The organism is Pontiella desulfatans (assembly GCF_900890425.1).
In the GTDB taxonomy this organism is placed as follows: Bacteria; Verrucomicrobiota; Kiritimatiellia; order Kiritimatiellales; family Pontiellaceae; genus Pontiella; species Pontiella desulfatans.
Map to the genome: position 1 here is coordinate 3,447,506 of NZ_CAAHFG010000001.1, position 14,969 is coordinate 3,462,474.

Consider the following 14,969-nt stretch of genomic DNA (forward strand, 5'->3'; position numbering starts at 1 on the left):
CATCCAGATTTTTCTGCTTCCAAATCCGGCTTTCGGGTCGCGCGGAATCCCCCAGTTCGATAAGTTTACAAATTCTTTGACTTCCCGAGAGGCACGGAAACTTATCCGACGCCTTAACATATTGTCGGCGAGGTTGATTTGATTTATGGGGTGTAGGGATAGATGAACTGTTATTTGAGTATTTTTCAGGCCTTCACGCTGCTTTTACAGGAGAGGTTTCGTCCACGATATGATGCCCGACTTCAACTCCTGACCTATCAGGTAAAAATGCTTCGATCCCGGATTGATGAATCCAAGATTTATACTACGCCGCAGGAACGAGCTGAACTGCTCCGATTGGGAGAGCAACTTGACCATGATATTTCGGATGTGATGCTGGTCGTGCAGCCTGCCACCTACCGGGGCTGGCTGAGGCAACGTAATCCCAATCGAAAGAAGCGTGGAGCCGGCCGCCCGGGAACAGCCCAGGCCACCATTAATCTGGTCATGAGAATGGCAAGGGAAAACCTTGGCTGGGGCTACTCCAGGATTCTGGGTGAGCTGAAAAAATTCGGCATCCGCATTGGCCGAACAACGATTCAGGACATTCTTAAACGGGAAGGTCACTACCCCGTTCCAGACAAGACCATCGGACACCCTTCCGGCAACTGGAAACAGTTCGTCGGATCGCACATGGATACATTGGTTGCGTGCGATTTTTTCGCGAAGCCCGTCCTGACCTGGAAGGGATGGGTCGATGCCTACGTGCTGGTGTTTATCCATCTCGGAAGCCGGAGGGTTTTCATGAGCCCGGCGACATTTCATCCACATGATGAATGGGCGTTGCAACAGGCGAGGAACGCCGCAATGTGGCTCGAGGACATTGGAGTCCGGGCAACCGGCTTGATCCGGGACCGGGACACCAAATACAGCTATCGGTTTGATGCATTTTGGAAAAGCGAGGGTATTGAGCCGAAAAAGATTCCTGTACGCGCCCCTATGGCGAATTCTTATTGCGAAAATTACATCGGGAAGCTTAAACACGAGTGCCTCAACCACTTTGTTTGTTTCAGCATGGATCATCTTGATTACATCAATAGAGAATGGCTTTCGTATTACCACACCCAGCGACCACATCAGGGAACAGACATCGGCAACAACGTTCTTGATGCTGATTTCAGACCGGCTGAGACGGGTGAAGTCAAACAGGAAGAACGTCTCGGCGGCATCATCTCTTGGTACTATAGAGAAGCCGCATAGTTTCCCATGCGTCATCATTAGAAACAGTCCCCTCCCCGTTCTGAATGAACGGAAAATTCAATACGTCCTGATTGCGCAATTTTGGCTGTTTTCCAAATTTTCATTCGTCGGCTTTACTATTTTCAGCACATTTACCGATTCGATTTTTGTTTCAAACAGCTGCATTCATTCTAATTTCATTGGCTAAACTCGCTGCGATTAATTTCCGGACGGTGCAGGGCGGACATATGATCAGAAGGCGTGGCAACGAGAGTCGTTCTGCGGCTCCTGTGGGGAGCCGCTAAAGACGACACTGCGCCGGGATGAGCCATTACAGGTTGATCCCTATCCAGAGAACGCCCCGCCAAAGAAATTACACATTCCGTTGAACGGTATACGCCTCTTCCTCCTCCCCGTAGTCAGCTCGGGGGAAGCCTGATAATTTGTCGGGCATGGATACGAATGAAAGCAATGGAATGGGGCGAGCCTCTTATACAGAGGAGGAACGCCGGGAGTTGATCGAAGAGTTCAATGGTGCCGGGCTAACTCAGGCGGCATTCTGCCGGGAATGGAATATTAATCCGAAAACGCTGGCTCGTTGGTTGCGCCTTGAACGACAGGAGCAGGAACCTGCTTTTTACGAGGTGGAGTTGCGGCCTGATGCCGCCGAGCCGGATGAGGTGCGGATCTGTCTGCCGAACCGGATTGAGGTGATGGTGCCGGTTGCATCGCCGAAAGAACTCGGTGCTGTTCTGCGGGAGGCGGCCGGATGTTTGGATTAAGCAACTCTATCCGGGTGTACCTGGCGGTGGAGCCGGTGGACCTGCGAAAAAGTTTTAACGGCCTTCATGGCGTTGTGCTGGATCGGTTGAATGAAGATCCGTGTTCAGGGGCGTTGTATGTGTTTACGAATCGTCGTCGGAACCGGATCAAGACGCTGTACTGGGACGGCACCGGTATGTGGGTGGCCATCAAGCGGCTGGAGAAAGGATGCTTTAGCTGGCCGAAGGGCGTTGCCGCGAACGAGAAGCTTGATCTCGCGCCCGAGGCGCTGGCGCTGCTGCTCGATGGAGTCGATCTGAAACAGGGATCGTTTAAGCCGTGGTATCAGCGCTGCTTTTTTTTGCATTTTTCCTGCTCTTGATGCCGCCATTTTCCGGTCGGTTTTGGTATAATATACGGCATGGAATTCAACCGGGAAAATTTTGATAAGCTGCTTGCGCAAAACACCGACCAGCAGGTTGAAATACGCCTTCTGCATGAGAAGGTCCGTTATCTGATGAATAAGATATTCGGGCGCAGCAGTGAAAAACTGACCCCGGACCAGATGGAACTGGCGTTTGAAGAGCTTCGCGAGATGCAGGATGCTCTCGACGAAGCCGAAGAAAAACTCGAAGAGCTCGACGAAAAAAAGGAATCCCGGCGCGGTAAGCGCAAACCGCTTAAAGAGCGTATCCCTGAAGATCTCCCGACCGAGCGCGTCGTTATCGTTCCGGATGAAGTGCAGGCGGATCCGCAGAGCTATAAAAAGATTGGCGAGGAAACCGTTGAGGAACTCGACGTTACGCCGACTCAATACTTCCGCCGCATCATCGTCCGCGAAAAATATATCAAAGTAGATGACCGCAACGTCGCACCGCTCATTGCTCCTGCCCCGAAGCGGCTGATCCCGAACAGCTATGCTTCCGCCGGACTGATCCGGAGCATCATTCTGAACAAATACTGTGACCATCTTCCGCTTTACCGGCAGGAGATGACGCTGAAATACCGCCACGATATTGAAATCAGCCGCAAAACCATGGGCAACTGGATGTATCTGGTCGCCGATTGGCTGACTCTGATTTATGAAGCGCTCCGCAATGAAATCCGGCAAAGCGGATACATGCAGATCGATGAAACATTCATAAAATACCAGGACACGGAAAAGGACCATTGTCCCAATGGATACCTATGGGCCTATCACAGTCCCGGGGCCGGCGTGCTGTTTGAATGGTTCCCGAGCCGGGCCGCCGAATGCCTGGATCCGATGCTCACCGATTATGAAGGATATATTCAGACCGATGGGTATGCCGCCTATCCGGCGTGGCTGAACCGTCCGGAACATCAAAAAGAAAAAGAGACCATCATTCACGCCGCCTGCTGGGCGCATACCCGTCGGAACTTCGTGGAAGTGCCTGACAACTCGAACGCCCGGAAAGTCGTAAAGCTGATCGCCAAACTCTACCGCACTGAAACAGAACTTCGAAACAATCCTGAACTTGAACGCGCGGCCTACCGCCGGAAACATGCGGCTCCGGTTCTGGATAAAATTAAAACGATCCTCGATAAAGAACAGGCGCGCCAGTTGCCAAAGAGCAACTTTGGAAAAGCCATAACCTATGCGCTTGATCGCTGGGAAGCGCTTAATCTTTACCTCGAACACGGAACATTCGAAATCGACAACAACCTGGTCGAGAACGCCATTCGTCCGACCGCGCTGGGCAAAAAGAACTTCCTGTTCTTCGGCAGCCCGAACTCCGGGCAGACCAGTGCCGTCATCTACAGCCTGGTGGAAACCTGCCGTAAACTCGGCCTTAACCCCGCCGAGTATCTCAAAGACCTACTCGACGCCCTGCCGACCATGCAACAGTCCGAAGCTGCGAACTGGACACCTGCCCGCTGGTCCACCGCTCGCACTCAAACGGCATAGCCGTTGTCAATGAGGTGATCGAAAAGACGCATACGTTGAACGAATTCTTAAGCGAGCTTGAACAACTGATGAAAACCCACCCGGTAATCAGTGGCGTAAGTGCCGTCGGAATAGGCGTTGGATGCATCGCGGTGGCGCCGGTCCTTATTTCGATAGCAACCGGACTGGCATGGATAGGAACACTGATAACCTCTTGCAGTTTTCTGTTGGCTGGATATGAAGAGCGGCGGAGTGATGCAGAAAAGGGAATAGCCCTCGGTTTATTGATACTCTGCGGAGCACTACTGCTTGTTATTGCCGCCTATCTACTGGGCACTCTCGGCATTGCCGGAGTGGCTGGTGGTGTCGGGATTGCTGGAAAGGCAACTGTTGAGGTCATCTTACGCAAGCGTATCGAAAGCCAGCTGAAAGAGAAATCCGCGTCCGAACTCATCGCCCTCACCCGCCGCCTAACCTGACGCCCGGCCATCGTGCCGGGTTGGCATGGAGCGCTTCGGGGGAAACTCTATGCCCAGCTTCGGTCAAAAGATCTGCTAATAGAAACTATTTTTGAACCCCATAAGGAGAATACCCATGAATCGAAAAACCATCACCAGACAGTTGCTGATCGCCGCACTCGCCTGCAGCGCCGGCACCATGTTTAAACTGCGTTGCACCCACTGCAAAGGCACCGGCTTCCATGCCAGCACTAACGTCGTTTGCATCTTCTGTAACGGGAAGGGATATAAATAGTGAATGATGTTTTTCTAGGATATTCAAACCGCCCTGGCATAGCGCCGGGGCGGTATTGATTCTTTTTACCTATGCGTTATGCGGGTGGCAAAAAAGAGCGACTCCCCCCGGTCTGCCAAATATCGCGGAGGAGCCGCCAATACCCATATGCTTCGGCGCACATGCTCCCCTTTCCAATCTACGAGTTAGAGAACGGAACCAATGCGTCCGGTCGTACATACCCAAACCTTATAGCATTAGTTTATCTCCAGGTGATTCAGGGTCGATAGTTAACACAGGGGATATGAAAATACTCATTTAAACGCCCACCACCATTCCTGATCCAAGAGCCTATTTTGGAACGGTGTTCCAAAGATTGGATCCGGAATGGTTCGAAGGGGTTGACCACCCACTCCTAATGGATATCTTTCAGGCCCAATCCTCCGGTTTCATTCAATGTTTTCAGGCATTATCGCTACGGATTAGTTTTCGGGGAGACCATGCTCTTCATATGCAAACCCCCGCTTGTGCCCGAACAACCAGGCACAAACAGGGGCAATCCCAGTGAGACAACGATTCTTATTCCACCAGCAGTTTAATGAACAGTTCGTCGTCCGCGGTTCCGACCGCATTGGTGTAGCTGCCCAGCTCTCCGCTCTCGTCGGTGATCGCAACGGGGCCGGTATTGGTTCCCCAACTGCCCTCGACCAGGTTGGTGTTTGTCAGCACATAATACTGCAGGGTGTTGTCGCCGACAATCGAGAACAGGTAGTCCCCGGAATCAAACGAAGGCTGCGTTCCGATATCGCCCGAATTGGTCGGATTTCCGCCAAAGACATATTCGCCCCAATCCGTGAGTTCATCGTTGTCCGCATTGGCGGATGGGTCGCCGGAAAGGTCATACTTATCGACAAACGCATCAAACCCGCTCGGATCGGCCGCGGCTGCAACCAGCAGCTCGGACTCACCCAGGGCCCGGGTGACTATGCGCACCTCATCCGTGTAGCGGACAGCCCTCTGGTTTGTATCGCCATTCAGCAAGAAAGAATTCGTTGTGTTATGAATGGAAGTCACCCCGGCAATGGTTCTCTTCGCGCTCAACAGATCCCCGCCATCGGTCAGGTTCTGGTAATAGAGCGTCACGGCTGTATTGCTCGCACCCGGTGTCGCGACGACTCCAATGTAATAATCAACCGATCCCGTAAAGGAGTTCGTCCCATCCAGCTTGGCCTGCGCGATCACCCAGTTGTTCGATGCAAGCGAAGCGTCCCATACCGCCAGCGTAAGCTCCCCTTTGCTTTCATTAATACTCACGCGCCACTCTTCATCCTTTTCGGCAACCGTTTGATACCCAATCCCAGTCGTTGGCGTTACGAACGTTTCGAACGAAAAGGCGCTGGTTCCAAAATCGAACAGGTTCGTGTCAGCAACGGCCCAATGGTTCCCCTTGGCATTGAAATAGGAAACCCCGGCGTTCGTCACCCCGCTCTGGGGAATGGTCGGCAAATAAGAGCCTTCTCCGGATTCATTACGATCCACTCCCTTTGGAAAGTCGATGCCGCCTCCTCCGGAGGCCCCTGCAATCAGTTGCGTCAGATCCAACCCGTTTCCGCTGGAATCATTCGTGACGGCACCCGGCTCAAAACGCCAATAGCCGAGTTCGGGAAATGTCGCAAGCAACTCGAACCGGCTCAGCGCCCCGGAGCTCAAACGAACCTCATCCATATAGTCCAGCGACCTACTCACGGCATTTCCATTCAGCTCTAAACGTTCCGCCGAATTGGTAATAGAATTTATTCCGGCTATCGTTTTCACATCGCTCAGCAAATCTCCGCCAGCGGTCAGGTTCTGATAATAGAACGACACGACGGTATTGCTCACACCCGGTGCCACAACAGCGGCAACATAATAATCGTTCCCCGCCGTAAAGGAGGTCGCTCCATCAAATATTTTCTGCGCGGTCTTCCACTCTGAAACACCATCATATAGCGACAGCGTTAATTTTCCATTGGCTTGATTAATACCCATGCGCCACTCATCCACCTTTTCAACAACCGTTTGGTAGCCATTAGTTGTTGGCGTCACAAACGTTTCGAATGTGAAGGCATTGCTTCCGAAATCAAACAGGTTCGTATCAGCAACGTAAAAACGGTACGCCTGTCCATCCAGGTGAGCAACACCATCATTCTCCGCTCCGGTCTGCGGAATAATCGACAAATAAGAACCGGAGCCGGAGGAAGGACGGTCTACCACCTTAAGATTGGTCGAGGTTCTCGTAAGAGTAAGCCCGTTCCCGCTGGAATCCGCCCAAGTGGCTCCAGGCTCAAAACGCCAGAATCCCACCGTACCCGCACTCAACTGCCCTGCCGCACATACAACCAGCCCGAACAAGGCTGTCTTTATGAATAACGATCTCATCTCTATCTCCTTTTGTTTACTGTTATGTCAGCACGCTCCGATGGCGCTGCGCCTATCATCCGAGCGTTCAAGGTAACAATGAAACGGAGCCGAAAACAGGAACGTTATGTTGAATGCGGGTGTTGATATGTTTATTTCGCTTTTAGTGCCTGCGTGAATAGGTGCGGATTCTGGTTTGATCCAAAAGCTTCTGCATTTTCTCTGCGACTTCGGGATTTGCTTCAACCAGGTTGTTGTCCTCGTGCGGATCTTTTTCCAAATCATACAGAGCTCTCGTGTTCTGGCTGGTTGTACCGGGAGGATCCATTTTTTTGTGTTTTATCGGAACCTCTACTCCTTCGATGTATTTCCAATTCCCGAGCGTAAGAGCAAAGGTTCCGGCTCCGCTGTGCGTGATGCAGGTTGCGAGCTCATCGCGATCAACAGGCTTGCCGTAAAAGGTATCCAAAACGCTCACACTGTCCTCAGCGCCAAGCTCTTTAGCGGGGATTTCAATATTCAGCAGGTCGGCCAATGTGGCGGTCATATCCACCAGGCTTATTTTGTCGTCGTTCACCGCGCCCGCCTTGATATGATCCGGCCAGGAAACGATGAAAGGAACGCGGGTTCCGCCCTCGAGCGGATCCTGCTTTCCGCCTCGATAGATGCCGTTCACTTCCATTCCTTGCTGACGCATTCTGGTGACTTGGCCTTTCAACTGCCAACACTCTGGAACCTCATAATCCCAGGTCTTGATTTCATCTGCATAAACACCCCCGTTATCACTCGTAAAGATGAACAAGGTGTCCTTGAGACGACCGCTCTTTTCAAAGGCCTTGTAAACCTCGCCGAGACTCCAGTCCAGATCCTGAATAAACTCTGCAAACGGCCCGGCCGCCAACGTGCCCTTAAAGCGCTTGGAAGGGGTAATGGGCGCATGCACCGCAGGAGCTGCAAAATACAAAAACACGGGCTTGTCTTCCGGCTGTTGATTGAGCCAGGCGACCGCTTTTTCCGTCAGGACATCCATGACCTCCTCATCGACCCGTTGCGGGGCATCCACGCCCATCCACTCTTTTCCGTATGGCGTCTTCCCTTCAATTTTCATCTTGTCGTAGGATCTGCGCCCGTACACATCATGGTTCTCCATATAGATTCCGGACAAATCTCCATGGTTGTGCGGAAGGCCGAAAAAGTAATCAAAGCCGATGGAAAGCGGCCCCCTCGTAATCGGCTTAAAATACCTTTCCGGATCGTTCCATTTCCCCTTTTTTTCACCAAAGCCCAGATGCCACTTCCCGATGACAGCAGTGTTGTATCCATCATCCTTCAGCATCTGCGGAAGCGTAAAGCGGCCTTCATCGATATACAGCGGGTCGAATATATTTATGACCCCTCTTTTCAGCACGGTGCGCCAGCAATACTGGCCGGTAAGCAGAGCGTAGCGGGTTGGCGAGCACACCGCAGCCGGTGCATACGCCTGCGTGAACCGCATGCCCTTTTCCGCCAACGTATTAATATGGGGCGTTTTAAGCACCGACTCGGGGGTTCCATAGCAATTGGAACTGCCATAGCCATAGTCGTCTGCCAGAAAAATGACGATGTTGGGTTTCTTTTGTGCGGCGCCCGCTGCCACCGCAGCCAGTGCACCCGCGGCGATTACAACCCGTATTCCTTTTGTGGTTCTACTCATCTTATTCTCCCTTAAAGTTGCGTTATTTTTTCTGCTTGAATTCCCCGAAGGCGTGCGGCAGGTCAGCCGAATACTTCCTCAGTTTTTTCTGCATTTTTTGAGCTGCGTAGCATATTCCGGATTCTTCGTCATTTTATTTAAGGTCATACTTCCGTCGTCCCGGCCGATTTAAGAGGTGTTGAACTCCGGTTTGGTAAAGTTCATCCGCCTGTTTCTGGCGCCAGGTTAACTGACCATCCATGGCTTCGACATACTGCTTATACACGTTCGGCTTCTTTTTCAGCCGGTCTTCATCGGGAATCGGCAGATGCTCCAACTGGGATTCCAATATCATCCGGGCGTTTCGGCTGGCCTCATCGGCCGTCTCAATTTTTTCAAACGTGAAAGGGTTCCCCGATGGATTGCAGCGCCAAAGCTGTCCCTGGGCATCCAGCGAATAGTCCCGATTACGAATCATCCGATGAAAACCCAATACATAACTGAAGATCCACTCACGGCTATGCGCACGATCGCCCTCCAGCAACGGAACCAGACTTTGTCCATCCAGCACTTGCGATGGCAAGGCCCGATGGCCGGCCAACTCCAGCAAGGTCGGATATAGATCTACGCAATCGGTCAAACTTCCGGTCTCGCCATTCCATTTAACCCAGTTTGATCCCCCGGCTACAATAAAAGGTACGTGCGCACCGATCTCCGAAGCGGCGCCTTTCCCGATTCCATAGGTTGGATTATCCGCCAGGAAAAAGATGACCGTATTTTCGTATTCACCCATCGCTTTGAGCTCGTTCACCAGCCGACCCACTGCCGTATCAAGATATTGTACATTGGACACCATGCCCGGCTCCGTTTTAGTGACCTCATGGTTGCCCGGCGCTTTCATCTCCGTCCATGGAAAATGAGTCAGATGGGCAGAATAATAGATAAAAAACGGCTTTTCGGTCTTTTTACTCCGTTGGGCAAAATCAAGGACAGCATCCCCGAGAATTTCCGGGCCGAAATCATCGGGTCCCGTCGATCGCAGCCGTCCATTTTCAATCACCATCGGATTCCATGTTGCTGATGGACTGTGCAGTTTTTTATGGGTCGGCGAAAATTTGTTTGAGTTCCACCAATACCACCATGAACCGGTATACTCCTTGATCCATTCCTGCTTCAGTCCATCACCGCCGATCAGTGAGCCGTACAGAAAATATTCATCCACCCCCCAGTCCGGATCCGCCGGAGAGGTCGGCAGATGCCATTTGCCTCCGTGAAACGTTGCATATCCGGATTCCTTCATCGCCCGGAAAAGAGTCATTTTTTCTCGAGGCATGGCATCGTACGTTTCGGTTTCAATATATGAGTTGCCGTAGGCGCCGTTGCGCAAACCATACTGACCACTCATGATGGCCGCACGGCTGCTCACACACAACGGCGTCGCCCAGGCGGTCTTGAATTTAATCCCCCCCTCGGCCAACGCATCGATGTTCGGCGTCGATACCATCGTATTTCCATAACAGCTCAGCTCATGCGTACTGCAATCATCTACCAGAAACAGGATAATGTTCGGTTGCTGGGTTGCCTGCAACCCAACCGGCATAAGGGTGAGCGCCAACCCCGCCAGCACCATTTTCTTTATCATTTTTCTCATCGTGATTTCCTTTAACTCGTTGTGATTTTTGCCGAATCGTAGAACCCCAAAAGGGGCACCTTCTTCGTTTGCTCCAGTTGCGATTGGTGATCACAAATCCAAAATTGATCTTTTCTTTTCCTGAACCATTTTCAGAAAATTTTTGACCATCGCCCCATATTCCGGATGGCGGGCGAGATTGACATGTTCACCCGGGTCTTTTTCTAGGTCATAGAGCTCGACTTCATTCTCATTATCCAGCCACTGTATAAAATGGTAGCGTTCCCCCAAGAGGGAGCGTCCCTTTAGTTCAGGCTCCCGTTTTCCCCAGATGCTATATTCGTACTCTTTCACCGAATGCGACGGGTCATCCACGATCGGCCGGAGGCTTTTTCCCTGCATCTTATGGGCGATATCGAGCCCGCAGTAGTCCTGAAGCGTGGGAAGCAGATCAATCAGACCAACGGGAGATTTCGTGGTCTTTCCGTTTCCGTTTGCGCCGGGAACACGGATAAAGGTCGGCACCCGCAGGCTTTCATCAAACAGGGAAAACTTAGCCCATAGAAAATGCTCCCCGAGATGGTATCCATGGTCGCTGGTGAAAACCACAATGGTATTGTCTGACAGCCCCTGCTCATCGAGGGCATCCATAATTTTCCCGAACTGCGCATCCACATAGGTAATACAGGCATGGTACGCACGAACAATCCCCGCCGCCCGTTCCGGATCATTTTCTTTCCACTTAAACCCATAGGTGTTAAAAAAAGAGTTTTTCGCATGAATCGGACGGTTGTCCCAATCGGAGACCTCTTCGTGAACCACTGCGGCAGACGAGTCGGCATACATGTCATAATATTTTTCAGGACAAGTGTACGGGTTGTGCGGCTTTAGAAACCCGCAGGCAATAAAGAAGGGTTGGCCATCCTCTTTTCGCTCTTTCATCCAGGAAATGGCCTGCTCCGCACTCTGGGCATCGGGATAGTATTTATCATCGGCAGGATGGGATTGATAAATAATTCTTTCGGACCATTTTTTGTCATTTTGCACGGGACAACGCATGCTGTATTTCGACGGGCCGCTTTTTTTTCGCTCCTCCTTCAAGCGAAACAGATGAAACTCGTCCCAGGACCCCTCCAGCTCTGGGTCTTGCCATGGGTTATGTGAAATCTTTCCGAGGCCTCCCGTCCAATAGCCGTTGTCGCGGAAAATCTGCGGCATAATCCGAACGCCCGGGCTGTACTGGAACATTTGGGCCTCGCCGGTGTCCTGCCCGACTTTTTCACAATAAAGTCCGGTCAACATCGATGCACGGCTCGGTCCGCACATGGGATACTGAACCACCGCCCGATGAAAGTTGAGGGCGCTTCTGGCAAATTTATCGATGTTCGGGGTTTGAACATGAGAATAGCCATTGACCCCGACCCGGTTGGCGAGATCGTCACACATCACAAAAAGCACATTTGGGCGCTTCGTTGCATTCTTCGCCTCGTCAGGGGATGAGGCCTGAACCGCGAACGACAATCCGGCGGCCATCATGATCAAACTACACAGCTTCAATTTCTTCATCATACTCTCCAATTTAGTTAACTCCCTCAATGGGATAATTTTCTGTAAAACGAACAACCTTCATGCGTAACACCAGCCGGAACGAGCGAGAGGATCGGCCAGCCTCTATTCGAGGCCATTAATTACCGCGTTCGCAACGTTCGAAACGCCGTATCCCTGATTCAGGATCTGCTGATGCAGCCAAATGAAGCCACCTCCGCAATGATCCTTCCATTCAGAAAGCTGCGCCTCAACCTCTGCGGGGGTTTTCCCTCCAGCATCATCCGGGTTGATCGACAGCCCGGGGATCACCTTGAGATCGCCGTCAAATTTGGTATTCCAGTCCTCAGGATAATTCGCCGCGCCCCCGGCATAACACTGCACATAAATCCGGTCGCACAGCCCCGGCTGGTAGGCTTCGAGCTGTTCGTATACAGGATTCCAAACGCCCTCCGGCCTCATATACGGGCAAAGCGTCACTTTATACCCCAAGACACTGAGCATTTTGCTGAACTCAACCATGGAATCCACGTCATAGTGCTCCTCGTCATCAAAGTTGATGGCATCGGCGCCCAGCACATCGCGCAACACCTTGAAAGACTGATAGAGCCGGCTGTCTTCGCCGGTGCCCTCGGCTTCGATCAATGCATCGATATTCGCAAAACTGGCATCCCCCCACGCACTCACCGAAAATTCAATCCGCTTGACGGTTGAGGGCGCCGTTTTCAGATCCAGCAGCTGCTCGATCCAATCCTTTTCGCCAATATAGCTGCCATACTGCGTGAGTTCGTTCTCGGATAGGTTGTAGTAGATTTCGCCCGATGTTTTTACTTTTGCACTCCAAAGCAAAAGGGTGTCGAATCCGGACGATTTCACCTCTGCAGCATTATTACCGTAACTGCCATACATGCTGCCACCGGCAAACAGCCCCACTGGCTTTTCGGGGCCATCCGGGGTCTCGCGAATCTCCAACACCGGATCGTATGCCGACTCTTTGGACATCAATACCTGCTCATCCGGATCGCTGGTCATAAGTGCAAGCGAATAGGTTCCCGTCGAGGTGATGTGGCCGGAAAGATCAAAGGTGTTCCAACCCTTGGAAAAAGAATCCTTGCTCTTGATTATGTCGCCCGGAACCGGACGATTAGCCCATGTGATGGTGCTTTCATCCCACGCGTTATCATCAACCACACGAACCCAGACCGTATTGGAAACGGCTTGGGCGGCATACACCTTCAGCCAAACCTCCGAAATCGAAGAGGGAACCTCATCAACGTCAAACTTCAAATAGGAGAAAAGTTTCTGTCCCGTCCCGGCGGTACGGAGCGAAAGGTTGGTGTTCGACCCATAGTTCGACGTGGTATTTTCCCCCGACACAAAGGAGTCGTCGACCGGCTTGAAAAGATATCCGAACCGGGGCACGGGATAGGTGTCGCTGCTTCCCGCACGGAAAAAGCCCGCCGCGTTGGTCATCGGGAACGTCCACTCGGCCAGGCTGACTCCACTGGTGACCGCCACATCCGACCACGCGCCGGAGGTCAGGCTCTCACGCTGCTGAACCGTCACGTACGCATCGGCAGACAGATTCGTTGCCCCGACGACCATGTTCCCTGAGTCCAATGCAAAAGAGATGTGCGGCACATTGAATCCTGCCGGCAGAATATCAAATTTCAACGTTCCAAGCCGAACCGGCGTCGATCCTTTCATCAGGGCAATCTGGTCGCCATCACGAATCGGCATCGGATCCGAGAAGGTAACGACATTATTCGCGAGCATCATCCCTGCACCGGCCGTTCCCGCCGGAACATCATGATTCCGCATCCAGATATCGCCGCTGTATGCATCGACATCATTGAATAAATCAATTGCTGAAAGCACAAGGGTCTGATCCGCCCCCAAGGAGAGTTCACTCAGGTCAAACGTCAAAATCAGCGCCTCGGAGTCCTGAATATCGCCATTCGTTTTTGCACTCGTCTGAACTCCCCATCCCTGGCCTGACATCGTGTGGACTACATTTCCCGCGCTTTGCCCGCCGCCGCGCCATGTAAATGGATTAAACCTCGAAGCACTGTCATCCACAGCCTGGAGATTCAGCTTGATGATTCCCGAAACGCCCTCGGAATCCAGGAATGAATCCTGCACGGAATCGATGAGCGGCAGCGACGTAGTCGAGGACTCCACCACAACGGAACCGGCCAGATTCGACCAGGTCAGATCAATCGAAGATGTATCCGCCCCATCGACCCGAAAGTCCGTCACCAGTGCGCCCTTGACCGGCAGCAAATCCGATGCGCTCACCACCCCGGAACTCAAACGAACCTCATCCATATAGAGCAGCGCCTGATTAGCTGCACTCCCATTCAACCGAAGATCACTCGTCAAATTCGTTACGCTGACATTAAAATCAGCAGTCGAGCTGAACAGCGTTCCTTCCGTCAAATCCTGATAATAAAAGGCGGCGGAACCATCGGGGCCTACAGAGACCCCGACATAATAATCTTTCCCCCCCGCAAAAGAGTCTGTTCCATTCGGAACAAAACTTCTGGACACCCACCCCCCGGAGCCGTTATTCAACGAGAATTGCAATTTCCCGGTATCCTCACCAATCGTGACACGCCACTCTTCAGCCTTGATCGCGACCACGGTCCATCCATTACTCAGAACCGGGGTCACAAAGGCCTCGAACGTAAAACCGGACGCACTGAAATCAAGCAGGGCATCATCCGCAACCGACCACTGGTCCCCCTTCCCGTTCAGCAAAGAAACTCCGTCGTTCGTCTCCCCGCCCAGAGGGATGGTGGACAACATGGAGCCGGGGCCGCTCGCCGGGCGGCTTACCCCGGAAATCCGGGTCCCGGTCTGCCCGAGGTCGAGCCCGTTCCCACTGGAATCATTCGTAACAGCACCCTGCTCGAACCGCCAATATCCCACCGTTTCGGCTCTCAGCGCACCCGCCGCACTCAGCAGCAACCCGAATAAAACACTCCTTATCAACAACGATCTCATTTCCAGCTCCTATTATTTATCAATCCCTGAAAAACAACGCATTGCAACTCACGCCGTATCCAGACATTGGAAATCCCGAAACGTTCACCACCAATCCAACC

11 protein-coding genes are annotated in these 14,969 nt (G+C 52.3%); 6 read left to right on the plus strand and 5 right to left on the minus strand.

Annotation, left to right across the window (positions count from 1 at the left end; all coding sequences use genetic code 11):
- The first annotated feature begins 162 nt into the window (after nt 1-162).
- From E9954_RS12175 to E9954_RS32460, 6 genes are all read left to right on the plus strand, one after another.
- Complete coding sequence (locus E9954_RS12175) at nt 163-1,239, plus strand: integrase core domain-containing protein (RefSeq protein WP_136079438.1); 1,077 nt, start codon at nt 163-165, stop codon at nt 1,237-1,239.
- A 431-nt stretch (nt 1,240-1,670) separates the two neighbouring features.
- The gene (gene tnpA, locus E9954_RS12180; RefSeq protein WP_136077477.1) at nt 1,671-2,000 is read left to right on the plus strand and encodes an IS66 family insertion sequence element accessory protein TnpA; all 330 of its coding nucleotides are present in this window, start codon (nt 1,671-1,673) and stop codon (nt 1,998-2,000) included.
- Nucleotides 1,988-2,362, plus strand: coding sequence for an IS66 family insertion sequence element accessory protein TnpB (tnpB, locus tag E9954_RS12185; RefSeq protein WP_136079439.1), 375 nt, complete (start codon nt 1,988-1,990; stop codon nt 2,360-2,362). The genes tnpA and tnpB overlap by 13 nt, the downstream gene beginning before the upstream one ends.
- A gap of 39 nt (nt 2,363-2,401) precedes the next feature.
- Complete coding sequence (tnpC, locus tag E9954_RS12190; protein WP_136077479.1) at nt 2,402-3,907, plus strand: IS66 family transposase; 1,506 nt, start codon at nt 2,402-2,404, stop codon at nt 3,905-3,907.
- Nucleotides 3,908-3,921: 14 nt separating this feature from the next.
- The gene (locus E9954_RS12195) at nt 3,922-4,365 is read left to right on the plus strand and encodes a hypothetical protein (RefSeq protein ID WP_136079440.1); all 444 of its coding nucleotides are present in this window, start codon (nt 3,922-3,924) and stop codon (nt 4,363-4,365) included.
- Nucleotides 4,366-4,480: 115 nt separating this feature from the next.
- Nucleotides 4,481-4,639 (plus strand): hypothetical protein, encoded by a 159-nt coding sequence (locus tag E9954_RS32460; protein WP_168442194.1) that lies wholly within the window; start codon nt 4,481-4,483, stop codon nt 4,637-4,639.
- Nucleotides 4,640-5,197: 558 nt separating this feature from the next.
- Here E9954_RS32460 and E9954_RS12200 read toward each other — a convergent pair.
- From E9954_RS12200 to E9954_RS12220, 5 genes are all read right to left on the minus strand, one after another.
- Nucleotides 5,198-7,036: a LamG domain-containing protein gene (locus E9954_RS12200; RefSeq protein WP_136079441.1), complete on the minus strand. Its 1,839-nt coding sequence runs from the start codon at nt 7,034-7,036 to the stop codon at nt 5,198-5,200.
- A gap of 142 nt (nt 7,037-7,178) precedes the next feature.
- Nucleotides 7,179-8,708 carry a sulfatase-like hydrolase/transferase gene (locus E9954_RS12205; RefSeq protein WP_136079442.1) on the minus strand — a complete coding sequence of 510 codons (1,530 nt, stop codon included), beginning with the start codon at nt 8,706-8,708 and terminating at the stop codon, nt 7,179-7,181.
- A gap of 133 nt (nt 8,709-8,841) precedes the next feature.
- Nucleotides 8,842-10,338 carry a sulfatase-like hydrolase/transferase gene (locus E9954_RS12210; RefSeq protein WP_136079443.1) on the minus strand — a complete coding sequence of 499 codons (1,497 nt, stop codon included), beginning with the start codon at nt 10,336-10,338 and terminating at the stop codon, nt 8,842-8,844.
- 90 nt (nt 10,339-10,428) lie between these two features.
- A complete protein-coding gene (locus tag E9954_RS12215) occupies nt 10,429-11,886 on the minus strand; it encodes a sulfatase (RefSeq protein WP_136079444.1) in 1,458 nt (485 codons plus the stop codon).
- A gap of 102 nt (nt 11,887-11,988) precedes the next feature.
- Entirely contained in the window at nt 11,989-14,868 is a 2,880-nt protein-coding gene (locus tag E9954_RS12220; RefSeq protein WP_136079445.1) for a CBM96 family carbohydrate-binding protein, read from the minus strand.
- Between the last annotated feature and the right edge of the window lie 101 nt (nt 14,869-14,969).